The sequence below is a fragment of the Candidatus Avelusimicrobium sp. genome, assembly GCF_056976295.1.
Genome location: NZ_DBMCTG010000001.1, coordinates 43,502 through 67,555 on the forward strand (window position 1 = coordinate 43,502; position 24,054 = coordinate 67,555).

22 protein-coding genes and 3 tRNA genes are annotated in these 24,054 nt (G+C 46.7%); 11 read left to right on the forward strand and 14 right to left on the reverse strand.

Going from position 1 to position 24,054, the window contains the following annotated elements:
• From recR to ACZOTW_RS00175, 3 genes are read left to right on the forward strand one after another with little or no spacing between them, the layout of a single operon-like run.
• Positions 1-594, forward strand: a complete 594-nt coding sequence (recR, locus tag ACZOTW_RS00165; protein ID WP_428041454.1) for a recombination mediator RecR — start codon at positions 1-3, stop codon at positions 592-594.
• Complete coding sequence (locus tag ACZOTW_RS00170; protein WP_483997155.1) at positions 594-2,453, forward strand: ComEC/Rec2 family competence protein; 1,860 nt, start codon at positions 594-596, stop codon at positions 2,451-2,453. Before recR ends, ACZOTW_RS00170 begins: the two co-directional genes overlap by 1 nt.
• Positions 2,454-2,486: 33 nt before the next feature.
• Positions 2,487-2,975 (forward strand): nucleoside deaminase, encoded by a 489-nt coding sequence (locus ACZOTW_RS00175; RefSeq protein ID WP_177747423.1) that lies wholly within the window; start codon positions 2,487-2,489, stop codon positions 2,973-2,975.
• Positions 2,976-3,008: 33 nt separating this feature from the next.
• Here the strand turns inward: ACZOTW_RS00175 and ACZOTW_RS00180 are convergent, their stop codons facing one another.
• The 5 genes from ACZOTW_RS00180 to ACZOTW_RS00200 are packed head-to-tail and all read right to left on the reverse strand — an operon-like array spanning position 3,009 to position 8,751.
• On the reverse strand, positions 3,009-4,424 hold the full coding sequence (locus tag ACZOTW_RS00180; protein WP_483997156.1) for a glycoside hydrolase family 3 N-terminal domain-containing protein: 1,416 nt from the start codon (positions 4,422-4,424) through the stop codon (positions 3,009-3,011).
• Complete coding sequence (locus ACZOTW_RS00185) at positions 4,415-5,506, reverse strand: anhydro-N-acetylmuramic acid kinase (RefSeq protein WP_483997157.1); 1,092 nt, start codon at positions 5,504-5,506, stop codon at positions 4,415-4,417. Before ACZOTW_RS00185 ends, ACZOTW_RS00180 begins: the two co-directional genes overlap by 10 nt.
• A complete protein-coding gene (gene murQ / locus ACZOTW_RS00190) occupies positions 5,499-6,395 on the reverse strand; it encodes an N-acetylmuramic acid 6-phosphate etherase (protein ID WP_483997158.1) in 897 nt (298 codons plus the stop codon). Before murQ ends, ACZOTW_RS00185 begins: the two co-directional genes overlap by 8 nt.
• Entirely contained in the window at positions 6,392-7,735 is a 1,344-nt protein-coding gene (locus tag ACZOTW_RS00195; RefSeq protein WP_177747413.1) for an MFS transporter, read from the reverse strand. The genes murQ and ACZOTW_RS00195 overlap by 4 nt, the downstream gene beginning before the upstream one ends.
• A gap of 2 nt (positions 7,736-7,737) precedes the next feature.
• Positions 7,738-8,751: an AI-2E family transporter gene (locus tag ACZOTW_RS00200; protein WP_428038012.1), complete on the reverse strand. Its 1,014-nt coding sequence runs from the start codon at positions 8,749-8,751 to the stop codon at positions 7,738-7,740.
• A 137-nt stretch (positions 8,752-8,888) separates the two neighbouring features.
• On the opposite strand from ACZOTW_RS00200, the gene ACZOTW_RS00205 reads away from it, so the two are divergent.
• Positions 8,889-10,055 carry a hypothetical protein gene (locus ACZOTW_RS00205; RefSeq protein ID WP_483997159.1) on the forward strand — a complete coding sequence of 389 codons (1,167 nt, stop codon included), beginning with the start codon at positions 8,889-8,891 and terminating at the stop codon, positions 10,053-10,055.
• A gap of 108 nt (positions 10,056-10,163) precedes the next feature.
• Here ACZOTW_RS00205 and ACZOTW_RS00210 read toward each other — a convergent pair.
• Positions 10,164-10,238, reverse strand: a tRNA-Val gene (locus ACZOTW_RS00210).
• Between the two features lie 179 nt (positions 10,239-10,417).
• Here ACZOTW_RS00210 and ACZOTW_RS00215 point away from each other — a divergent pair.
• The 3 genes from ACZOTW_RS00215 (at position 10,418) to ACZOTW_RS00225 (ending at position 13,818) form a co-directional block, all read left to right on the forward strand.
• Complete coding sequence (locus ACZOTW_RS00215) at positions 10,418-11,104, forward strand: MarC family protein (RefSeq protein WP_177747402.1); 687 nt, start codon at positions 10,418-10,420, stop codon at positions 11,102-11,104.
• A 75-nt stretch (positions 11,105-11,179) separates the two neighbouring features.
• Positions 11,180-13,186, forward strand: a complete 2,007-nt coding sequence (uvrB, locus tag ACZOTW_RS00220) for an excinuclease ABC subunit UvrB (RefSeq protein ID WP_428038010.1) — start codon at positions 11,180-11,182, stop codon at positions 13,184-13,186.
• Between the two features lie 44 nt (positions 13,187-13,230).
• Complete coding sequence (locus tag ACZOTW_RS00225; protein WP_483997160.1) at positions 13,231-13,818, forward strand: biotin--[acetyl-CoA-carboxylase] ligase; 588 nt, start codon at positions 13,231-13,233, stop codon at positions 13,816-13,818.
• A gap of 62 nt (positions 13,819-13,880) precedes the next feature.
• Here ACZOTW_RS00225 and ACZOTW_RS00230 read toward each other — a convergent pair whose 3' ends face one another.
• Positions 13,881-14,246: a response regulator transcription factor gene (locus ACZOTW_RS00230; protein ID WP_428040660.1), complete on the reverse strand. Its 366-nt coding sequence runs from the start codon at positions 14,244-14,246 to the stop codon at positions 13,881-13,883.
• 44 nt (positions 14,247-14,290) lie between these two features.
• Between ACZOTW_RS00230 and tilS the strand changes: the two genes are divergently transcribed.
• On the forward strand, positions 14,291-15,037 hold the full coding sequence (gene tilS, locus ACZOTW_RS00235; protein ID WP_483997161.1) for a tRNA lysidine(34) synthetase TilS: 747 nt from the start codon (positions 14,291-14,293) through the stop codon (positions 15,035-15,037).
• On the opposite strand, the gene ACZOTW_RS00240 is transcribed toward tilS, so the two are convergent.
• Positions 15,022-15,789: a TIGR02757 family protein gene (locus tag ACZOTW_RS00240; protein ID WP_483997162.1), complete on the reverse strand. Its 768-nt coding sequence runs from the start codon at positions 15,787-15,789 to the stop codon at positions 15,022-15,024. The genes tilS and ACZOTW_RS00240 overlap by 16 nt on opposite strands.
• A 35-nt stretch (positions 15,790-15,824) precedes the next feature.
• Between ACZOTW_RS00240 and ACZOTW_RS00245 the strand changes: the two genes are divergently transcribed.
• Both ACZOTW_RS00245 and murD read left to right on the forward strand, forming a co-directional pair.
• On the forward strand, positions 15,825-17,282 hold the full coding sequence (locus ACZOTW_RS00245) for a UDP-N-acetylmuramoyl-L-alanyl-D-glutamate--2,6-diaminopimelate ligase (RefSeq protein WP_483997163.1): 1,458 nt from the start codon (positions 15,825-15,827) through the stop codon (positions 17,280-17,282).
• Positions 17,275-18,669, forward strand: a complete 1,395-nt coding sequence (gene murD, locus ACZOTW_RS00250; RefSeq protein WP_483997164.1) for a UDP-N-acetylmuramoyl-L-alanine--D-glutamate ligase — start codon at positions 17,275-17,277, stop codon at positions 18,667-18,669. Before ACZOTW_RS00245 ends, murD begins: the two co-directional genes overlap by 8 nt.
• 104 nt (positions 18,670-18,773) lie before the next feature.
• Here murD and ACZOTW_RS00255 read toward each other — a convergent pair whose 3' ends face one another.
• The 5 genes from ACZOTW_RS00255 to ACZOTW_RS00275 form a co-directional block, all read right to left on the reverse strand.
• Positions 18,774-19,736 (reverse strand): tyrosine-type recombinase/integrase, encoded by a 963-nt coding sequence (locus ACZOTW_RS00255; RefSeq protein ID WP_483997165.1) that lies wholly within the window; start codon positions 19,734-19,736, stop codon positions 18,774-18,776.
• A 330-nt stretch (positions 19,737-20,066) separates the two neighbouring features.
• Complete coding sequence (locus ACZOTW_RS00260) at positions 20,067-21,290, reverse strand: J domain-containing protein (RefSeq protein WP_483997166.1); 1,224 nt, start codon at positions 21,288-21,290, stop codon at positions 20,067-20,069.
• Positions 21,291-21,297: 7 nt separating this feature from the next.
• Complete coding sequence (locus tag ACZOTW_RS00265; protein WP_483997167.1) at positions 21,298-21,603, reverse strand: hypothetical protein; 306 nt, start codon at positions 21,601-21,603, stop codon at positions 21,298-21,300.
• A 93-nt stretch (positions 21,604-21,696) separates the two neighbouring features.
• On the reverse strand, positions 21,697-21,933 hold the full coding sequence (locus tag ACZOTW_RS00270) for a hypothetical protein (RefSeq protein ID WP_483997168.1): 237 nt from the start codon (positions 21,931-21,933) through the stop codon (positions 21,697-21,699).
• Between the two features lie 12 nt (positions 21,934-21,945).
• The gene (locus ACZOTW_RS00275; protein ID WP_483997169.1) at positions 21,946-22,338 is read right to left on the reverse strand and encodes a hypothetical protein; all 393 of its coding nucleotides are present in this window, start codon (positions 22,336-22,338) and stop codon (positions 21,946-21,948) included.
• Between the two features lie 1,043 nt (positions 22,339-23,381).
• On the opposite strand from ACZOTW_RS00275, the gene ACZOTW_RS00280 reads away from it, so the two are divergent.
• A tRNA-Val gene (locus ACZOTW_RS00280) sits at positions 23,382-23,456 on the forward strand.
• 482 nt (positions 23,457-23,938) lie between these two features.
• Here ACZOTW_RS00280 and ACZOTW_RS00285 read toward each other — a convergent pair.
• Positions 23,939-24,014, reverse strand: a tRNA-Ala gene (locus tag ACZOTW_RS00285).
• Positions 24,015-24,054 lie beyond the last annotated feature (40 nt).

Here is a 24,054-nt window from a genome sequence, read left to right on the forward strand (position 1 = left end):
ATGAAAAGTTTAGACCGTTTTATCCGTGCATTACGCCGTTTGCCGGGGGTAGGACCGCGGCAAGCGGAACGCTTTTCGGCTTATTTTTTGCGTGCTTCGCAAGGCGAAACGGAAGAATTTATCAATGCCCTTTTGTCGGTTAAGCAAGATGTTAAACTCTGCCCGGCATGCTTTGCATACAGCGAGGACGGCCTTTGTCCCATTTGCCGCGACCAAGATCGCGACCACGGGGTGATTTGCGTGGTAGAGGACCCGCAGGATATTGAATCCATTGAAAAAACAGGTGCTTTTAAAGGGGTTTACCACGTTTTGCACGGAGCCATTTCGCCAATGGAAGGGCGCGGCGCGGACCAAGTAAAAGTACGCGAATTATTAGAGCGCGTACAGCACACCGAAACCCCGGTGCGCGAGGTAATCATTGCTACGGACCCGGACAGCGAGGGCGAAACCACGGCCCTGTATTTAGCAGATTTACTTCGCGGCCTTGTCGGGCAAGTAACACGTATCGGCTATGGGGTTCCGTTGGGCGGAGATATTGACTACATTGACGAAATGACGCTTGGATACTCTTTAAAAGCCCGCACCAAACTCTAATGCACCCGGATATCTACAAAAGGCCGCTTTTGTGGTGTTTGGCGGCTTTAATTGCCGGACTAGCGTTCTTTTACCATCCTGCCCCTTCCGGGCAGGATGTTTTCCGATTTCTGCCACAAAAAGAAGTTACACTCATCGGGCGGGTGGAGAGTTTTGCTGTACCAAAGAAAAACTCCCAAAATGCCGTTATCAAGGTGTTCTGCGTAAACGGACAAAAAGCGGAAGGCCAAATTTATGCCCGCCTGCCGAATTTCACTCCCAAATGGAAAGATGTTTTAGAAATTTCAGGCCGTCTGCAACAGCCCTACGGTCTTGATTTATTGGGGAATTTTGATTGGCGCCGTTATTTATCTTCTAAAAATATTTTTACCGAAATCAAAGGAACTTCTGTATCCGTCGTGCGCCCGGCACCCTGGCCGTGGAAACTAATAAGAAGTTTGCGCGCGGATATTTTGCGCGTATTTAAAAATGATTTCCCGGCTGATTTGGCCTCTATTGCCGGGGGCATATTGTTAGGGGAACGCGGGGAACAGGACCCAGCGCTTTACAGCGCATTTCAAGACAGCGGTGCCATACACCTGCTCGTGGCCTCGGGCGGCAATGTAGGGTTTGTTACGCTCCTTACGCTGGCGGTTTGTTCGTGGTTCGGGCTAAGCCGGAAAAAGATGTTGCTCCTTGCGCTTGGCGTGGCGGATGTTTACACGCTGATTGCCGGGGCAGATGCCCCGTTGGTGCGTGCATATTTTATGACAATTTGCGCCTGCACAGGTTATTTTTTAGGACGAAACAGCGGGGTATTCCAAGGGTTGCTGGTTTCGTGCTTTATAATTTTAATTTTTCAGCCTGCTTCCGTATTTGAAACAGGTTTTCAAATGTCTTTTTTGGCCACACTCGCTATTATTATTTGCTTGAATAATTACAAAATCCCCGGCAAATGGCCAAAAACCCTGCGCTTTTTCACGCAAATCTTTTTGGCTACGCTTTCCACCCAACTGGCTCTCTTGCCCGAATTTACCAATGTGTTTTATAAAGGATCAGTAACAGGGCTTATTTCCAATATGCTTTTAGTACCGCTGGCCTCGGTACTTATGGGCCTTTCGTTTGCGTATTATGTGTGCAGTTTGCTGCATTTAGGATGGCTTCTGCACGGAGTAACGTATGGAGCCCTGTGGCTGTTTAAAACCTTGGTGGTTTATTTTGCCTCGTTTAAAATGTCCGCCCTGCCGGTGGCGGCTTGGGGTGCGGGCACCATTATTGCATATTATGCCGGACTGTTTTGGGTATTTAATTTACCGCTTAAAAAATTTGCACGCAAAATCTGTCTGCCGTGTTTGGGGCTCGTTTTAGTTGCACCGCTAACGGAATATTTTTTTGCGCCGGATATACAAATTTATTTATTAAACGAGTGGAATAAAAGCGGAGCCTTAATCCGTACCAAAAACGGCAAGGCCTTTTTAGCGGGAAGCGAACTGGCCCCCGATAAATTACAAGCATCTCTTTTTAAAACAGGTGTCAAACAACCGGACGCCATCCTGCTTTTTACAGATAAACCTATCCCGCCGGAATTTTCCAACCGCTTCCCGGCCACGCGCTTTATCCGTCCGTTTGAAAACGCCTGGCCCGGAGACAAAATTTCCTTTGGTCCCGTAACCGTCCAAATCAACTGGGGAGAACACGACACCCGGGAGGGCCGCCGCTGGACGAACGAGGGATATTCCGGCTCCGGCAAGGACGATGCCTCGTACTGTTTTTATTATAAAGATAAAAAAGCCTGCTTAGGTGCTTTTGCACGCTTTGCTTACAGTGGGGATAAACACACACCCGCGCAAAGAAATAAAACCATTACGCTTAAAATTTAGATATAATAAAAAAGCGCTGTGGAGGACACGATTATGGAACAAGCAGAATTAAAACAACACCAACGTTTTTTGAAGGAAGCCGTTAAAATGGCCGGGAAAGGTATGAACTCGGGCAAGGGCGGTCCGTTCGGTGCAGTCATTGTAAAAGACGGGAAAATTATCGCCCGCGGCTGCAACCAGGTAACTTCTACCAACGACCCAACCCGCCACGCCGAAGTAGATGCTATCCGCAAAGCCTGTAAAAAGTTAGGTTCTTTTGAATTGACGGATTGCATTATTTATTCCTCTTGCGAGCCGTGCCCAATGTGCTTGGGCGCTATTTATTGGGCCCGCCCCAAGGCGCTGTATTTTGCGGCAAACCGTTTTACGGCGGCGAAATACGGCTTTGATGATGCCTTTATTTACAAGGAAGTCGTGTTACCGCTGGACAAACGCTCGCTAAAAACTTATTGCATAGACCTTTCCAACAAAGCCGAGCCGTTTGAACAATGGAACAAAAAAACTGATAAAATTGAATATTAAACTAAAAGCCCGTCACTCTGACGGGCTTTTAGTTTATAGAGCAATCGGCAAATGCCCGGTGGGTTCAAATTTGCCTAGCAGGCATTTCGCCGCCGCCCGCTGAAAAGACGGCGCGGGGCTAAACGTGAACAGCGTACTTTGCGAGTTTAATTGCCGGGCCGCCCACGGGTTTGCAAGTGTGATAAGTATATGAGCCGGATAGTTTTTTAGTTCAGTCTGCACCTTGTTTATTTCGCTTGGGTCTAGTGCTATTTTACCTTTAAAGGCTTGATACCTCCGCCAGCACAACACCACTAACACATCCGCTTTTTCCCCCGGTTGTGCCAAGGATATACCGCCCTGCCGTAAAGTTTGGATAAATGGTTCAGACGATAGGTTTTCGTCGTTGCCGACTTCTATGACTTGCACTTTTTGCCCCGGACAAAGCGTAACCCTTGGGCCCTGGCAGACGAGCGCCTGTTTTGCGACACGTTCTGCAAAATCCGTCTCTTGAAAAGCATCTTCCGCTGTGGGGGCAGAGATGAAACCGGCACGTCTGCAAAGCCTTTCCTGCTGCTGTTCGGCTTCGTCCAACAATGTTTTATCAAGCATCACTTGGTGCAAAAATTCAAGCAGTTCAAATGGCTTTTCCGGCACCAGCAAAATATGCGCACCGGCCTTAAAAGCGGCCAAGGCGGCCTGTTTTTCATCACCCAAGGCCTTCATAGAAAGCGCATCCGTTACCACACAGCCTTTATAACCCAGTTGGGTTTTCAGTAAGCCGCCGATAATTTTTGCGGAAAGAGAGGCCGGGCTGTTTTTGTCCAACGCGGGCACCAATAAATGCCCCACCATTACGCTGTCTGCCAGCGACAACAATTCTTTGAACGGATAAAGTTCGTGCATTTGCAAATGTTCCGTAGACGAAGATACCGTAGGCATCGCCATATGGGAATCGGTGGACGTGTTGCCGTGGCCGGGGAAGTGTTTTATACTGTTTAATGCCCCCCCTTTGGCCAGACCGTTTATAAAAGCGCGCGCCAAGCGGGTAACCAACTGCGGGTCTGCCCCAAAAGAGCGCGTATTTACAATCGGGTTTTGCGGACAATCCGCCAAATCTAAAACGGGAGCAAAAACCCAATCCACCCCCAAACTTTTGGCCTGACGGGCGGTCAAAATCCCCTTTTCAAAGGCCAAATCTGTATTGTCGGCGGCTCCCAAGGCCAGGTTAGAGGGCAAAAGTTCCGCATCCGGCAGCCAACGGCCCAGGCCGTCCTCGTAATCTGCCGAAATTAAAATTTTTGGTAAAGGAGATTGCGCACGCAAAGCGCGGGTTAATTCCGCCACTTGTTTGCGTGTGCCGCCATAAAAACAAAAACCGCCCACACCCAAGCGGGCCAATTTTAAAGCGTCCTCTACTTTTGTTTTCCCGAACCAAAAGCCGGGATGGACTAAACGGTTTATTTGCATAAAGTGATTTTCCCTAAAACAGCCGCGCGCTTTGCGCCTGTGGCCGCCGCACAATGATTAATTTTGCGGTGCAAGGCCAACCAGGCAAACAGCGCAAAGGCCGCACTTTCCTTGGCTTGCGGGTCAATACCATAGGACAAAGAAGTCGTTACTTTTATTTGCGGCAAAAGAGTCTGCAAATATACAAGCAAGGTCTTGTTATAGCATCCGCCGCCAGAAACAATTACTTCCTTTTGGTGTGCAGGCGGCGCAAAATCGGCAATGGCCTTCGCCACAGCGGCCGCCGTAAACCAAGTGAGCGTAGCCAATAAATCGTGCGGCTTTTTAAAGTCATTTAAAAAATATTTTTTTAGGTAAACCTCTCCGAAAGCATTTTTATCCAAACTCTTTGGAGGCTTTTGTGAAAAATACGGCTGCGTAAGCAAACGGGCAACCAATTCTTTATCCGGTATGCCCTTGGCGGCAAGGGTGCCGTTTTTATCAAACGGTTTTTTAAAAAATGTCTGACAGGCCAAATCTATCAATGTATTGCCCGGGCCAACATCAAACCCAAGCGTTTTAACCTTTTTTCCCACTACGGAAAAATTTGAAATACCGCCCACATTAAGCAAAATTTTAGCGGATTTCTTTCCCCAAAAATATTCGTCAAAAAAAGGAATTAAAGGCGCGCCCTCTCCGCCAAGAGCGATATCCATCGGGCGAAAATCACTCACCACCGGGCACCCGATTTGGGCGGACAAAAAAGAGGGCTCACCAATTTGCAGGGTGTTGGGAGTTTTGTCGTGCGGGCCGTGGTAAACGGTTTGCCCGTGCGAACCGACAACCTCTATTTCCCGGGCGGAGAGAGAAAAATCTTTTAAAAATTTACACACTGTTTTAGCATATAAATATCCCAGTTCAAAATGAAGTGCAGACAGTTCTGCCGCACGAAGTGAAAAAGCCGTCAGCAACCGGTGCTGTAAGGCGGCGGGATAGGCATAATTTTTAAAATGAAGCACTTTAAACGGGCGGATTTGCACCGCGCAAACGGTCAACCCGTCCGCACTTGTGCCGCTCATTAGGCCCAGGACAATTTTACGCATCAAGCACCTTCGTTAAAAAACCGTTCTTGGCTTGGAGCATTTTTTTGGCTTTTGGAGCCTGGACTTTCTTGCGGTGCATTACAATAGCCGTTTTTACATTTTTGCCCGAAGCCGATAATAATCTGCGAGCCGTTCTTTCGTCCGTCTGCGCCACCGTGCAGATAAGCCGCACCGCGCGGGCGACGAGTTTTTCGTTGGTTGGCTGGACATCAATCATCAGGTTGCCGTATGTTTTCCCGCACAAGGTCATTGCGCCGGTGGTGATGGCGTTTAAAGCCATTTTGGTAGCCGTGCCCGCTTTCATACGGGTAGAGCCGCACAAGGCTTCCGGCCCGGTGGGCAAAGCGGCGTGTACGCCGGCATCCGCGCAGACAGCGTTCGGGTTGCACGAAATAAGAGCCGTGCGCGCGCCCAATTTGCGCGCGGCTTGTAAGGCCCCCATTACATAAGGCGTGCGTCCGCTGGCCGTCAGGCCGATAACCAAGTCGTCCTTTTTAGCCGCCTTTAAAATTTCCTTTGCGCCTTGTTTTTCGTCGTCCTCTGCGCCCTCTTGCGAGCGGAAAACGGCCTTTTTCCCTCCCGCAATTAAACCAATAATTTGCGAGGGTTTTGTCCCAAAAGTAGGCACGCACTCCACCGCTTCCAAAATTCCCAAACGGCCGCTGGTGCCCGCCCCAATGAAAATAATTTTATGTTTATGCGCATAAGCCCCGGCGGCCAAAAGCATAATGGCGGCAATTTCTTTATTGGCCGCTTTTACGGCGCGGGCGGCATTAAAATCTTCATCATTGATTTTTTTAGCAATTTGGCGCGGTGAAAGTTTATCCAAATCCAATGTGTTGGGGTTGCGTGTTTCGGTTGCTATTTGGTTCAAGTTCACTGTTTTCATTGGGCATCCTCCAACGAGTGCTTGTGCGCGCGGAACGCGGCTTCCGTTTCCTCAATAGATTTAATTTTAAACGTCAGCGGCACTACGGCTACCGTAACCAAACTGATAAAACTGGCCACTATAAAAAACATTTCGTACCCAAGCCGCATTTGCAGCCAGCCGGAAAGCATAGAAGGCACCATCATCCCAAGTGCCATAATTCCAGTGGAAATAGCGTAATGCGAAGTTTTATACACTCCCTGCGACACATACATAATAAATACGCTAAATGCCATCATCGCCAGACCATTTCCCAAATGTTCCAACGTAATCAGCGTTGCCACCGCCGCAAGCCCCGGTTTCGCCCACGCCATATAAGCATAAAAGAAATTGGGCAAAATCAGGATAACTGCAAACGGCCAGATACATTTTTTAAAGCCAAACCGGCCAAGCAGCCACCCGCCCGCCAGATTTCCCGCCACTACGGCTCCCAGCCCCAGGGTACCCTTAATTAAGCCATAGTTTTGAACGCTCATACCCAGCGCACCTTCCGCCGCGGGTTTCAGCAAAAAGAGCGGAACCATTTTTTCCAAGAGCGCATCTCCTAAACGGTATAGCAAAATAAACAACAAAATATAGACGATATTTTTTTGCGTGAAATACGTTTTAAAGGAATCGGCCCACGCCGTTGCGCCGTTTTTTTGGACGGGTTTGTCTTGTCCGGGTTTAGGCAAAACCCACGCGTGGTAGAAAGCAAATCCTAAAAACATAACTCCTAAAAAGCCGAACATTACCGCCCAGTTATACGGCCAAGCCACCAGATTCCACGAAGTTCCCGGTGTTTTATTCCCTAACGAAGCCGTAGCGGAAACTAATGCTCCGCTTCCCAAAATCATTGCCAAACGGTAAAAAATGGTACGGATACCCACAAAGCGGGATTGCTCTTGCGGAGTTAAAGCCAACAGATAATAGCCGTCGGTGGCAATATCTAGCGTAGCCGATACAAAAGCCCCCGCCAAAAAACCGAATAATGATAAGGTAAAAAAAGTTAAACTGCTATTGCCCTGTGCAAAACGGAAAGCCTCCCACGCGGTAAGGCCGGCCAACAGCAAAAAAAGTCCCGCCAAAACGGTTTGTGCACCCAAAAGCCAGCGGCGCTTGGTGCTTTTGGCATCTACCAAGGGGCTCCAAAACATTTTGAGTATCCAAGGCAGATACAGCCAGCCAGTCCAAAAGGCTATTTTGTCGTTGGAAAAACCCAAATCGGCATACAGCACGGTAGAAACCGTGTTGATGATAATGTACGGCAAGCCCTCGGCTAAATAGAGCGAGGGGATATAGGTCCAAGGAGTTTTTTTCATAGTTATTTAAAGGAGTATTTTCCGCCTAAAATATCGGCTAACGGTTTGGTTACGGGGCTTTCTTCAAATACCATTTTAAGCATAGCCGTTATCGGCACAGCAAGCAACGCACCCATTATCCCCCACACGAGCGCCCAAAAAATTAAGCAGGCAATTACCACAATGGGATCTAAATCCATACCTTTTCCCAACCACTTGGTTTCCAAAATATTCCCTACTACAAAATGCACCGCCGTCAGCAAAATAAGCGCCAGCAAAATATGCCAATCAAACCCGTATTGCAAAAACAGCACCGGCAACGGCAAGACCGTAGAAACAAAAGGCCCAATGTTGGGAATAAAATTTAAAATAAAGGTAAGCACGGCAAGCATAGAGGCCAATTCCGTTTTAATAGACGCCAGCACAATCCAAGTGCACCCCGCCGCCAAGATCGAAACAAAGATTTTAATCAGTAAATAAAAAGAAATTTGTTTTTGGATAGACCCCACTAACGCGGGTTTGTTTTCGGAGGCTTTGCCCATAAACAAAAAGATAACAAACAAGATAATCAACATTAGGTTTGTTAAAATGGACACGACAGTTCCGCCCACGCTTTTAACCATTGTAAACACAGGCAGTTTAGCCACAGTATCGGCCAAAAACTGCGCATTTAAATTAATACCGTATTTCTGCGAACGGACCAGGAGCCAATCTAACGTATCATTTAGGCGCTCGGTGTATATATCAGCCCCGTTTACAAAACTTTCAATAGAGCCGGAAATAAAAAGTACCGTCAGCGTAATAACCGCCAAAAAGGCTGTACCGCTGATACCCAGCCCCAGCCCGTAGGGAACGTTCCATTTTTGTTTGAGCCACCCGGCCAAGGTACTGGCTACCATATAAATAAACACCGCAATAATAAACGGCATTAACATTGCGCGGGTATAGACAAGTACCCACGTGGCCGCCGAAGCGGCAAGAATCATCAGACAAACGGTATTAATAGGCGTAAAACGCTGTAACGAATCTTTAATCATAAATTCCTCTTTTTTTAGTATAGCATACCGCGCGCCCGTCTGCACCCAAGACCTAATGTTGTTTGGGCCTTTTGGCCCTTGCAGGGCTTTGGAAGTTCTGTATAATATAAGAAAGATATACCTTACAGGAGCCATTTATGCAAAAGATAACAGGTATCTTACTATGCCTTTCCTTACTCCTTTCTTTAAATACTCCTGTGCGCGCCCAACGGGCGAAATTCGTCAAAAGAATCAAAACCCCTGCGTCCAAAGTCCACCCCAGAATTAAAGGCGCGGATATCAGCAAATATTCGTTGGCTTCCCAAGGCTGGGCGCAAACTTACAGATTAAACCAAAAGTTTTTAAACAGTTTAAAAACAAATGTTCCTGCGGTGCCGGTGCCAAATTTTAATTTGCCGCCAAAAATGAACGCACATATGCGCGGTTTAAGCGCCGATACGGAAGCCTTGATTCGCAAAAATCTGACGCTTAAATTTACTTGGATACAACAACAACCCAACTTGGGGAAAAATCTGTTGCAGGAAATTACGGACAGAGAAATCGGTTTTAGATTTTATAAAAAACTGTCCGAAACCAATGTGGCTTTTGTCGGGGAGATTCACGGAAATCTTCCGCCACGGATTGAGTTTGCCAACCTGATAAAGGAATTTAAAGCCTTTCATCCAAACCGGAAAATTGTCGTATTTTCCGAAGCCGCCTATTTAAAGCCAATAGAAGGGGAAAGCGTTTTCCCGTACCAGTATTACAGACGTGGGACCGAGGGAGTGGAAAGCCCTATCAATTTTACCGAAAAGGAAACCCCAAACGCCCGGCTAGTGGAGGATGAATCCCTGCAATTTAAAGAAATGTTTTCTATCTTATCGGAGGCAGGCGTGGAAATTTATCCGGTTGAAGATGCGGTAGTAGCGCAAAAGGAATCTGCACAAGGTATTATTTCCACCGTCAACGGTTTGGCGGAAAGGAACAAAGGCTTCGCCCGGACGATGCAGACCCAAATGGAAAAAATCCGCCAAGAAAACCCCGATGCGTTGTTTATTTATTATGGGGGTATGGCGCATACTTCTTGGGCAATGCCTACCTCTTTGCCGAAATTTTTTGCCAATGAAAAGCCATTAGTAGTAGAACTGATAGCCGAAAAAGATGCCGAAAAAACATTTTCCCTGCTTCCCAATATTTGGGAAACGGCTCACCCTGCTTTTACAAAAACGGGAGACAAACGGATGTTTCTTTGGGAGGGCGCTCCCGCCCAAGCGGAAACTTGGGGCAAAATGACGGGCTTTGATTGCCGAATCGTTATTCCGTAATTTACTATTATTTTGGATAGGTAAAAGGCGCCCTGCATAGAGCGCCTTTTTAATTTTCATTTTCAAACAGCAAAAAAATACCCCCATTTGCCGGGGGTATTTTCTAAATGGTGGGCAGTACAGGATTTGAACCTGTGACCTTTCGCGTGTGAGGCGAACGCGCTACCGCTGCGCCAACTGCCCGAAATCTTGTATATTTATTATAACAATTTCCCGCCCGGTTTGAAAAGTATTTATTTTTTCCCCCGCAAAATAAACTTTCTGCTGTGAGGGCTCACTTTATTTTATATACTATTATTAAGGATAAAATGTCTGCTTTTAGGCAGGCAATTTTCATTTAAAAGGAGTGCTTACAACACACTATGGATTGGAGTTTGCTGGTAAACGCGCTTATCGCTACGCTGGCTATTTTGAACCCCATCGGCAATATGCCGATTTTTCTGGAACACGTGGAAAATGACGAACCGAAGGTACAACGTGCGGTTGCACTGTTAATGGCCTTGTCCATTTTCATTATGCTGACGATTTTCTTTATCTTCGGCAGCAAAATTTTGAGCGTGTTCGGTATTACGATTCCCGCCTTCCGCTTGGCCGGTTCTATTATTTTGTTGGGCGTAGGCTTGCGTATGTTACAGGGTAAATCTAAATTTGAACGCAACGGCTTGGAGGCCGCCCCTGCGCAAGGCAGCACCTTTGACCGTGCACGCGACCGTTTAAGCCACATCGTCGTTCCCGTTGGAATGCCGCTTTTTATCGGGCCCGGCTCTATCGCTACGGTCATGTTGTATGCCGAAAAAATCAACTCGTTCCCTATGGCTGTTATGATGATTGTCGTGCTATTCCTCTGCGCGGCGGCCGTAGGCGCGGTGTTGGTGGCTTCGCGTTACTTGTTTACTAAAATCGGCCACAACGGCACGCAGATTGTCATCCGCTTTATGGGTATGATTTTGTGTTCTATTGCTATGCAGTTTATGATTGACGGCGTGGGCCAACTGCTCCCCGGTGTGTTAGATGCACACTTTTTAGGAGACATTTCTTCCGCGTCGTAATCAATTATCTGCTCTTTTCCGGGCGGCTTAACAGCCGCCCTTTTTTATGTCTGCCAGAATAGGTACAATACTTGTATGGACAAGTTTAAACTCGTTTCTAAATTTAAGCCGGCGGGCGACCAACCCAAGGCCATTGATGCCTTGACAAACAACATTTTGGCAGGCAAAACACGCCAAACGCTGCTGGGCGTAACCGGCTCGGGCAAAACCTTTACAATGGCCAATGTCATTACGCGGCTAAACCGCCCGACGCTTATTTTGTCGCCCAATAAAGTGCTGGCCGCCCAGTTATACGGCGAGTTTAAACAATTCTTCCCCGAAAACGCCGTAGAATATTTTATTTCTTATTACGATTATTACCAACCCGAAGCCTATATTCCGCAAACAGATACTTATATTGAAAAAGACTCCGCCGTCAACGAACATATTGATAAACTGCGCTTAAAGGCTACCACCTCGCTTTTAACCCGCAAAGATGTTATTGTGGTAGCATCTGTTTCGTGTATTTACAACATCGGCTCACCGGATAGTTTTAGGGAAATGCGCATTTATGTAAAAAAGGGCGCGGAAATGACCCGCTCCCAACTATCGGGCCGTTTGATTAAAATTCAGTACCACCGCGACGAAATGGAATTTACTTCGGGCAATTTCCGTATGCGCGGACCGTTTACGGACATTATGACCCCATACAGCCAAAATGCCCTGCGCGTGGAAATAGCGGGCAAAACCATCGCGCATATTTACGAAATTCACCCCATTACAGGTAATGTTTTGGCAGAATTAGACGAGGCCTGGATTTACCCGGCCAAGCACTTTGTGGCAACGGACGAGGATACACAAAGCGCGATTGATAACATCCGCCGGGACTTGGACTTACGCCACGCGGAACTGTTAAAAATGGGAAAAGAATTGGAAGCCTACCGCCTAAAACAGCGCACCGAATACGATTTGGAAATGCTCCAACAGGCCGGATTCTGCCCCGGTATTGAAAACTATTCCCGCTATATTGACGGCCGAAAACCCGGCGAACGCCCGGCTTGTCTGCTGGATTACTTTAAAAAATATGACGATTTTTTGATGATGGTGGACGAATCACACGTTTCCCTGCCGCAAGTGCGCGGAATGTTCAACGGCGACCGGGCACGCAAACAAATGTTGGTGGATTTCGGCTTCCGCTTGCCGTCGGCCTTGGATAACCGCCCGCTAAAATTTGACGAATTTGAAAAACTGCTTCCCTCCACCATTTTTGTATCCGCCACGCCGGGCCCGTATGAACTGACGGTTTGCGGAAATAACATTGTGGAGCAGGTCATCCGCCCGACAGGGCTTTTGGACCCCAAAGTATATATGCACCCTACGGCGGGACAAATTGACCACTTGGTAGAAAAAATTAATGAGCATAAAGCCCGCGGCGAACGCACGCTGGTTTTGGCCCTTACCAAAAAAACTGCCGAAGATTTAAGCGCGTATTTTACCGAAAAAAACATCAAAACGCGCTACTTACACTCCGATATTGAGGCCCTGGACCGCGTGGAAATTTTAAAAGATTTCCGCCAAGGAAAATTTGACGTACTCGTCGGGATTAACCTGTTGCGCGAAGGGATTGATATTCCGCAAGTGGGCTTCGTCGCGATTTTGGGCGCGGATAACGAAGGCTTTTTACGCAACACCACGACGCTTATTCAAATTTCTGGCCGTGCCGCGCGCAACGCAGACGGAGAAGTGGTTTTATATGCAGACCGCAAAACAGATTCCATTAAATATGCCCTCAACGAAATGAACCGCCGCCGTGCCTTACAAGAGGCGTACAATAAAGAGCATCATATTACGCCCAAAACTATCCAAAAAACAGAAGTGGAATTAAAGGAATTTGAACAGCAAACCAAATCAAGCGCATTTGGTATTTTGAGCGACACCTTGCCGACGCCCACGCTTAAAAACTTAAAATCGGTGGAAAAAGATATTGAACAGCAAATGCTGCAAGCCGCCGAGGCGCTTAACTTTGAACTGGCCGCCGAACTGCGCGACCGATTATATGAATTGCGCCAAATGAGTGTAAAAGCACCCTCCAAGAAAAAGTAAGGACTGTTTTTTCTTTCGCGCAGGGAAATTGGTAAAATATATTTATGGCAGAAACAATTTTTCCTTTGCAATCCGTTACCAAAGTAATCGGCCTGGAACGCGTGGACAGCACGCAGGCCTTGGCCGCCGAACTCGCGCTAAAAGGCGAGCCAGAAGGCACGCTCGTTTTAGCGTGCGAACAAACCGAAGCCTTCGGCCGCGACGGACAACCCTTTTACTCCGCCGAAGGAGGCGTATATTTTACGCTCCTGCTTCGCCCCAATAAATCCGAAGACGCTTTTCCCTCTTTGGGTGCAAAAATGGCCGGGGTTATCGCACATACCTTAACTGCTATTTTTGAAATCAAAACCAAAGCCACAAATGAAGGAGATGTACTGGCGTGGGATAAAAACGCGCACAAATGGAAAAAAATTGCCGGAGTGTTGGTGCAAGCCTTGCACACCGACACGGAGGACTGGGCCCTGCTCGGTGCGGGTATTCACTTAAATAATCCGTTGCCTGCTTCGCGCAAAAAAACGGAAGTAAGTTTAAAGCAACTCATCTGCACGGAAACGAGCAAAGAATTATTTTTAGATGAACTTTTGGAAAACTTTTGGAAGGAGTATTCTTACTGGACCCGCTCTGCCCGCTAAATTTAGGTGCACAAAAAAAGCCGCCCGTTTTTTAACGGACGGCTTTTTTATGGGTACAAAACTTAATCGCCCAAGGCCTGCTTCACTTTGGCAATAAATTCCGTCAGCACGAAGGGCTTAGAGCAGAAACCTTTTACCTGCGGATAAGGCAAGAACATTTTTTCCGATTCCACAAGCGCCGAAGTTACAATTACGGGCGTAGAGGACAGGGCTTCGTCTTCCCCCATAATTTTAACAATGCTCGCCCCGTCTAACCCGGGCAGCATCACGTCCAAAATCACCAAATGCGGGTGGACCTTCTTCATCGTGGCAATAGCATCGCGCCCGGTCTGGCAAGAGTGGATTTCATAGCCTTCGCGCGCAAGAATCAAGGTAAGCAAATCTATAATGCTTGCTTCGTCTTCTACAATTAAAATTCTTTTTTTCATATCAGTATTTTCCCATTAGCCTTATTATTTATTATACTTTTTATATGACAAAAAAGAGTTTTAATGCTTCCGTCCTCCCTAAAATGCGTACTTTCGCCGCACGGTTAATCAGCCGCGGGGACAGCGTTTTAGTAGGTCTTTCCGGCGGGGCGGACTCTGTTTGTCTGCTTCATTTTTTACAATACCTGGCCAAGGAGAAACATTTTTCTCTGGCGGCCGTGCACGTCAACCACGGGTTGCGCGGGCCGGCGGCAAAAGCCGATGAACTTTTTTGCCGCAATTTATGCGGGCAGTTAGACATTGAGTTTTTCTCCATCCAAGTAAATGCACGGCAAACCGCAGAACAATTTAATTTAAGTCCGGAGCACGGCGCGCGCAAAGCCCGCTATACGGCTTTGCTCAAAATAGCGCGCAAATGGGGTGCTAACAAACTGGCCCTCGGCCACCAATTAGATGACCAGGCCGAAACCATTTTGCTGAATTTACTGCGGGGAACAAAAGCCAAGGGGTTAATGGGAATTCCCGTACAACGCCCGCTTGCCAAAGGGGTGGAAATCGTCCGTCCGCTGATGTGCATCACCCGGCAAGAAACCGAAGAATATCTGCAAAATAATAGGCTTACCCACATTACGGACCAAACGAATTTTGATGATGTTTACACGCGCAACTGGGTACGCGCCACCTTGCTGCCGCTATTAGAAAGCAAACAGCCGAAAATTAAAAGCCACTTGGCCTTAATGGCGGCCGAGTTGGAAAAATTATTTGGCAAGCCCGCTCACAAATCGTCATAACTCATATCGTCGCGAATGCCAAAGCGCGTTAAGCAAAAATCGTATTTGATAGGGTCGTGCGGGCAATACTTTTTGAGCGCGGCGGAAATTTCCAACACGGCGGTAATATCCGCCGCATTTCGCTTGGTAAGGCCCAGTTTTTGGGCGATGCGGTGCATATGCACGTCTAGCGGCACAAGCAGTTGTGCGGGGCTTATTTTCGCCCAGCCTCCGGGGTCCACCTCATCCTTGCGCACCATCCAACGCAAAAATAAATTCAACCGTTTAAGCGCACTCTTTTTATCCGGGTCCGGCACCAGGGAGTGCAAATCACACCCGCGGCGCAGTTCCCGCGCAAAACCTTTTAACGCGGGGAGTACCGTTTCGTCCGCCGGGGTATAATAAGCCAAAAAACAATCTTCCAGCGAACCATATTTCTGCAAAATAGTTTTAACAGCCAGCCAAAAGGAAATAATTTCTTGTTCCGCAGTAAAACGGTATTTAAAGCCCTTAAAAATACGGGCCAGTTTATCGGGAGTGGCAGACAACGCAAACTGCCGAGGGGAAGAGCCTGCCGCGTTTAACACCCAACTTACCGTTTTAATAATCTGCTTGACGTTCCCGTATGCAAAACAAGCCGCCACCAACGCGGCAATTTCCCGCTCGCGCACGGCGGGATAATCATACAAAAATTGCAACGGGTCGGGGTTACACAAACTGCGTTTGTTGTATCGGGTATATAAGGTTTCAAAATAGCGGGTCGTTTTTTTCATTTTCTATATTCTAGCAATTTGATACCATATCTTATATGTCCAGCATTGTATTATCAGAAGCCACCCGATTAGGCTTGCACATCACCGGGCTTACGTTCCGCTCGCAAGAGGTTCACCCGGGAAGCATTTTTTTTGCCTTAAAAGGCGCCAATGCAGACGGTAACCAGTTTATTAATGAGGCCGTCCGCCGGGGTGCCGTAATGGTAGTATCCGCCCAACCCCGACCGGAACATTGCCTTGCCCCTTATTTACAATCTGCGGATATTGACCGCGATATGGCGGATGCCGCCTATGAATTTTACGGCAAGCCGTCAAATACAATGCAAATGATTGGCATTACAGGGACCAAGGGCAAGACTTCTATTGCGTATTTGCTGGAATCTATTTTAACTTGTGCCGGGCGAAAAGTGGGCGTACTGGGCACAGTTAACTACCGCATGGACGGAAAAGTGCTTTGCGCGGCCCCCAACACGACGCCGGCGGCTATTCCCCTTTTTAACCTGCTCGCGCAAATGAAAGAGGACGGATGCCAAAATGTGGTAATGGAGGTCTCCTCCCACGCATTGGACCAACAGCGTGTTAAGCACATTTGGTACGATACGGCTGTTTTTACCAATTTACAACGCGACCATTTGGACTATCACCACACCTTTGAAAATTATTTTTTAGCCAAGCAAAAACTGTTTGAAAACTTGGCTGACCCCGCCAATCCAAAACCCAACCGCACCGCTATCATTAACGCGGATGACCCATACGGCAAACGCTTGATAAATTTATTAAAGGGCCGCGTGAATGTGATTACGTTTGGGCTGGAAAAAGAAGCCGACTTGAAGGCCACAGACATTTGCGAAAGTTTGGAGGGAACCTCGTTTTATGTAAATGGGTCCCCGCTGCAAATCCGCTTATTAGGGCGGCACAATGTGTATAATGCCTTGGCCGCTTATGCGGCGGCCCGCGCCAATGGCATAGACGAAAAAACCATTAGACAAGGACTTGCCGCCTTGCCCGGTGTGCCGGGCCGTATGGAACGCATAGACGAAGGCCAAGACTTTTTTGCCTTTGTGGACTTTGCCTATACGGACGAATCATTAAACCGCGCTTTGGATACGGTTGCCCCTTTTAAAAAAGGGCGCACGGTTGTCGTCTTTGGCTGTGGCGGCCAGCGGGACCGCACCAAGCGTCCGTTAATGGGGCATACGGCTTGCACGCGCGCAGATTATGTTTTTTTAACAAACGACAACCCTCGTTGTGAAGAACCGAAAAAAATTTTTAACGATATTTTGCAAGGAATGAAAGGAGCCGGTAATTACGAATTAGTGCCTGACCGCGCCGAAGCGATCCGCCGGGCATTATCATCTGCACAAAAAAATGATATCGTAATTATTGCAGGGAAAGGGCACGAGGATTACCAAATTATCGGCACGAAAAAAAATCACTTTTCCGACCAGGAAACCGTCCGCGCCTTTTTGCACGGGAGAAAAAGAAATGTTTAAGAGAGAAAAATTATCCGGCAACCGCGCGGGTGTTTTAGGCTTGGGAAAAAGCGGGCGCGCCGTGGCCACCTTGCTTGCGAAAAACGGCTTTGACGTACTCATCAGCGAGGATGCCCCTATGGCCCACGCGGAGGCTTTTGCGCTTCCCAAAGGGGTGCGCGTGGAAACAGGCGGGCACTCATCAGCCCTCTTTCAATGTAATTTTTGGATAAAAAGCCCAGGCATTTTTCCTAAATCCCCCGCTTTGTTGGAAGCCAAAAAACTGGGCATTCCCGTATTTAGCGAACTGGAAACCGCACTTGCCTTTATGCCCAAGGGGGTGCGTGTGTTTGCGGTAACAGGCACAAACGGAAAAACAACCACGACCGCGCTGCTGGGCGAAATTCTAAAACTGCAAGCCCAACGCGAAAATAAAGGACGCCAAGTTTTTGTCTGCGGCAATATCGGTAGCCCGGTTTCGCTCTGCGCGGGACAAGTAAAAAAAGGTGATGATGTGGTAATTGAAGTATCCAGTTACCAATTGGAGGACAGCACCTATTTCCGCCCGAATTTTGCCTGCATTTTAAACGTAACACCAGACCATTTGGACCACCACGGCGGGATGAAAAATTACATCAAAGCCAAGGCCAAGGTGTTTAAAAACCAACGCGCCGCCGATGTGTTGGTGGTAAACGGCGCCGATACCGTTTGTGTGGAACTGGTGGAAAAAGCAAAATCCAAGGTGTTGGCATTTTCCACACATCCCAAACATTTACTTAAAACAGACGTGTTTTTTGACGGAGACGAACTGATTTTCAGCGAGGGCCACCAAATCCGCCCCCCGCATTTAAAAGGGATTCACAATGTGGAAAATGCAATGGCCGCCGCGTTAATGGCTTTGTCTGCCGGAGTGCCCGCAAAAACAATTCAAGCGGTTTTTGATAAGTTTGAAGCGATGGAACACCGCATTGAACAATTTGCGTACCACCGCGGCGTGGTGTATGTAAACGATTCCAAGGCCACCAATTTGGATTCCACCATTACAGCCCTTAAAAGTTTTGAAAAAACACAAAATCTGTGGCTGATTTTAGGCGGGCGAGATAAGGGGGCCTCTTACGAGGTATTACTCCCATATTTAAAAGATTATTGCAAGCGCGTCCTGATAATCGGCGAAGCAATGGATAAAATTGAACGGGAGTTGCACGGGGCCTTTCCGCTGATGCGCTGCGGCACCTTGGAAAAGGCGGTAGAAACGGCTATGTCCGGCGCGGCAAAGGGTGATGTGGTGTTGCTGTCGCCCGCGTGTTCCAGTTTTGACCAATTTAAGGATTTTGAACAGCGCGGAAAAATTTTCAAACGCTTGGTAGATGCACATATCTTCCACGATAGAACAACTAACAAGAAGTAAAGAATTTTACGGGCATAGGCCCCCATACTTTACCTTATAGCCCCGGCAGGTGGTGTTTTTGCCTGCCGGGGCATATTACCCCCAGGTCACTCTCTTAATAAACGTTAATCATCCATACACGAAATGGCTTTTTTTAGTTCCTCTGGGTTAATATGGGCATAACGGTTTGTCATCCGCAGGCTGGTATGGCCTAAAAGGCCCTGTAAAGCCGCCAAATCACCGTTGCGCATACGGAAATTAGTAGCAAAGGTATGCCGTAAATCACGGAATTTTAAATGGGATAACTTCTTTTTTGCTTTTAATCGTTTGAAAGCGCATTCAAACGCCCGTAAGGTTATTTGAACAACAGGGCCGCTGGGTTTTGGCCCCATATCAATAAAAACTTTTTTAAGGCGTTTACTCATTGGAACAAGGCGGGGTTTACCGCTTGGGGAGGTAAGGATATGGATATACCCTTCTTTCATATCCACATTTTCCCAATGCAAAGCAAAAATTTCGCTCCGGCTCATCCCAGAATGATAAGCACATAACACTACCTGCCTAATACCCGGCTGCGCCCCTTTCAGCAACGCATTTAGTTCTTGTTCGCTCCACGTGGCCAGTTGGACTGGTTTTTCCGTTTTTTTATGAACAGCCAAACAAGGGTTCCGCCCGTTCCATTTGTCTTGCCGTATGGCATAATTAATAATGGCCCCCAAAACGGCAAAATAGCGGTTGCAAGTAGCCGATTTATGCGTTTGCAATAAGTTATTATAATAGTGTTGCAAATGGCCCCCCGTTATATGGTGCATTTGCATACTGCCAAAATGAGCCTTTAACAGGTTTATCGTCCATTGGGCGGCCCTAGTTTGCCCGCTATGAGCCCGCCCATAATAATCAGCCAACTCATTAAAAGTTATCTTTACTATTTTCCGGGAAAGAATTTCATTTTCCCGCTTTTGCTTTACTATAAGTTCTACTTCTTGTGCATATTTTTTACTGCCGGATACCTTTTTTCGGTGCCGTTTACCAAGGCTATCCCGCCAATCAATTAAATATTTGCCTGCTGCAAGTTGTGTAAGGCTCATAATTTCTCCTATATTGTGGGTGATTTTAGAGACAAAAGCGCCCCAACGGGCTTAAAACCCGCGCAAAACATAGTCATATTGTGGTTAATGTTTACGGCAAGGCGCGCATTGTTATTAGTCCACGCGGCAAATGATTCTTTTTTGCCACACTATATATAGTATGTTGGAAAATCCTGTGCCAAACTTTTAAAAACCCCTATTTAATAAGTATTTTTTGTTTTAGGAGAAAGTTCCACATCTGACAGATGTGAGCATTAATGAGGGAAAAAATAGCCAAGGGCACAAAAATATATACCCTTGGCAAACAAAAAACTTATAAAAAATGAAACATTAGATGATTTGTATAAAAATCACGAACATCAACAACATTACTAATCCGATAAATACCAATACCAACCGTCCTTCGCTGTCGGGGCCCTCTTCAACAGGGGATTTCTTGGCCGGTTGTGGTTTGGCGGGTGTAGGGTTTGGCTTAGCGGGTGTCGGTTTTGGCTTTGTTTTTTTGAAGTAATCAAAAGTGCCACAAATTTGACCTGCAAAAAAACCAAATCCTCCCCAAAGGATAGCAAGGAGTAAAAAAATCGCCCCTAACATTGTTAGCCCTCCCCCAAAACTAACCACGGAAAAAAACAAGAGCGGAACTGTGCCAATCCCTATGACCCCTACCCCCTCCCAAGCCTCTACTATGGGGTACTTTTTTTCGTTTTCAATATCCCCCGCATAGTCATAGGAATTCGCCGCGGGGGCTACCTCGTCATACGATTCCGGCTCGTCCTCGTCCCATTCGTCATCCTCGGGCTCTGCTGGCGCTGGGTGTCCGTTTTGTACAATTTCGGTCGCCCAATCCATAGCGGCATTGTAGGCGTTATTCGTCGCCGATTTGAAATCCTCTTCCATAGAGCGAGCAGCGCAGCCTGTAAATCCTCTCATTTGGAATGTTCCCTTCCAATAGTAGTGATAGGCCCCATTTTTTGTAAACAAGAACTCGCAGTTCAACTCCTTGCCTGTCATGCGAATAGTCATACTTGCTTCTCCAATAGGACTCGTGGCATCAAAAAAAGAACCACCTTCTCCAAACGGCTTCAAAACTCTCTTTATTCGCGCATCATCCTCGGGCGAAGTGGAAGCATTTCGCCGTTTTATCTCCCCAATAGAAGCCGACTCATATCTATATCTATACTTAATTGTTTCAAACCAAAAGCCATTATAGTCAAATCCAGAAAAAGGCCCTTGATTTTGGGCTTGATTCCCCCTCTCTCGGCGCTCGCGCGCTTCCTTTTCCTGGCGCTCTCTTTCCCAGCGGTCCTGTTCTTCCGCTTCTTGGCGTTCCAAGTCAGCGTCGTACTTTTTCCGTTCGGAATATTTAGAAAGCAGTGTATAGGCTTCATTAATTGTTTGAAACTCTTTGGTTTTCTGTATTTTTTCCTTTGGGTCGGAAAATCTATCTGGGTGGCACTGCATCGCTTTTTGTCTAAAAGCGCGCTCAATTTCTTTATCATCCGCCAAACGGTCAACGCCTAAAATCTTATAATAATCAGGTAATTTGTTGTTCATATTTTATTTACAAAGACGAGATAAACCCGTCATACGTTACTTGCCATTGTCCTTTTGAATTTTGGGCCAAATGCACCAAGGGCAACCCGCACGGGCCCAAAAAGCGCAGCACCTCAGCCACGCATTTTTCAGCCTGTGCTTTGCTTTCATATGTTTTAACCAAAGACCACCAATAAGGCTCTTGCCTTAGGCCCAAATCAGCACACATCGTACGGGCATCATCTATACTCTCCGTTAAAATTAAATAGCCATCCGGGAAGCACAACGCAACCATACTATGGGAACACACTACCACCGGTTCGTTAGGGGTCATATTTCTGCTATTTCCAACTCCCAATTTTTACAAAGCCGGCCAGGGCATACAAAATATTCAAGGTTTTTCTAATAACTTTTCTCATATCACTCCTTAGTATTTACCAGCCATACCGATACCCGCCAAGAAAGGCAAGATAAAGAACGAAGCAATACCAATAAGGGCAGCAATGATATATCCAAAAATCAACTGCTCAATTTCTCTGGAAGTTCTAGCGGCAAATCTGCCCCCCATTGTTGGCCCGCTAAATTTCCCACTGAACCAGGCCATCAAGAACAAACCACCAAAACAAATAACTGTAAGTCCTACTACAATAAAGAATGCTATCATACTATCCTCCCTTTAATACTCATCCACCCAGCCGGAGCGTACACCTTTATGCGGGAAGAAGGTAATTTCGCGCCCCCGAACAGTGTAAAGATAATAATGCAACACAGGAACCGTTTTTACATCTGCCACCATACAATCTTTGTTAAAGCCGGCATTTACAAAACTGCCCCGTTCCCAGTTAAATTCCGCCCCTAACCGTTGGGGCATATAAGAACTATCCGCCGGGGAGGAAAACTTCCTATCATCAGGGCTGTGTCCGTTTTGGGTTAATTTACTGAACCGGTTGGAGAACGCCACCGGCCTTTGCTGTTTTGCCTTTTGTGCTAAACTGGCAAGAACCGCCATACCAAACAGCAAAAACACTAGCCCGCCAAACAAAACCCCCAATAAAATAATAATTCCCATTTTTAAATGCTATTTGGGGGCCCATACCACAGGGGCCCCTTTTTTTAGTCCAACGGGATCATATACTGACCGCAGTATGGACATTTTGTGCTATCACCTCTAGACACAGGTACAGTACGTTGACACTGAGTACACCGATACATTCTTACGTCCATTTTCTTTTTCTCCTTTTATTTAAAGTTTCACCCCATACGGGCATTTAGGATAAGTACAGCAAATATTTCTGCTAACTTTTCCGAAATAGTTTCCATTAGGCACAGCGCCTTTCTTTTTACAACCTGTTGAAGCATACCTTTTGTCCAGCGTAATATCTACTTGGTCTGGACATTTGCCTTGGACCATATTTTCACCTCCTTGTTTATTAGAATTAGCAATTAATGGTTTTTTGCCCATAAAAAAGCGACGATTTCAAAGCATAGAGAGTGACCTTGAATATCGTCGCCCACCCGCCCCTTACAGAGGCGGGTGCAAAGCAAACGATTATTCTCGGACTCTCTATAGGAAAAGCGTTTCCGTTTCTCCCATGCGTAATCTTCCATTACGCACCCGACAATAATCTTTAACAAATTGTTTTTACAACTATTTCTGTTCTATATTATTTAGTATTATTAATACTCCTAAAATTCAACTAACACATTTATTTTACTAAACATACCTTATAAGTACAAACCAAACTTGCCTCTACTACCCCAAAACCTAGTTTACGGGGCTGACATTGGGGCAATTCCAGGGCCTGTGTATAGGTAAAATCACTGTCCAAAAAGTGTCCAAACGCCACCCAAAACGCTTCCAAATTATCAAACTCTATCAAAATTAAAATCCGCGCACTAGATGTTTTTAATAGAGGCATTTTAGATTTGGCATTTAAGAATTTCCCGACGGAAACACAAGGATTTTCTTTATTTAGGGCGGGTTATTTTGTATAATAAATGAGTAGTCAAACAGATTTATGCCCAGTTGGCGCAGCGCTAATCCCATAAGACCGTTCCCGCTATAAGGGAACGCGCCCACTAGGCAAGGCAGTAAAACCGTAACGAATTTAAGCCCAGTTGGCGCAGCGGTAGCGCGTTCCCTTGACATGGGAAAGGTCATAGGTTCAATCCCTATACTGGGCACCATTTAGAAACCACCCGAAAGGGTGGTTTTTTTGTGCCCATAAGCGGGCAAACTGCTTTGTCCGCGTTAGGGATTGAAAGCCGCAGCCTTATGCGAGTTTGAGAAAAACGAAAGGCATAGCAATATAAATAAGCCTGAGCAAAACTTTCCTCGCGCGCACATAATCATTATAAAAGAACCGCTCAAAACCCACACATAAGTATTTTCGTTGCTTTACTGATACGAACCCCTACTCGCACTCAATAAACAAAATAAATGCATTTTAGGTGGCTTTAACGGGGCAACGCAAAATAATAAAAAGAAAAATTGCTTTTCCTGAAAAAACACCAAGGCAAGCAACCTAACAAACCTGGGGCAAAGCCAACGCGCTTGAATCCCCTGGGCTTATATCTGTGGGGGCATTTTCCACCCGGTTGCCGTCAACGATAGGCATAAGAATATAAAACAAAAAACCCGCCGGCAGGCGGGTTCTATTAAGGGTAAATGGTGGACCTGACAAGGATCGAACTTGCGACCTCCTGCATGCCATGCAGGCGCTCTCCCAGCTGAGCTACAGGCCCTTAATGACTACATATTTATTATAACAATTTTTATCTTTGT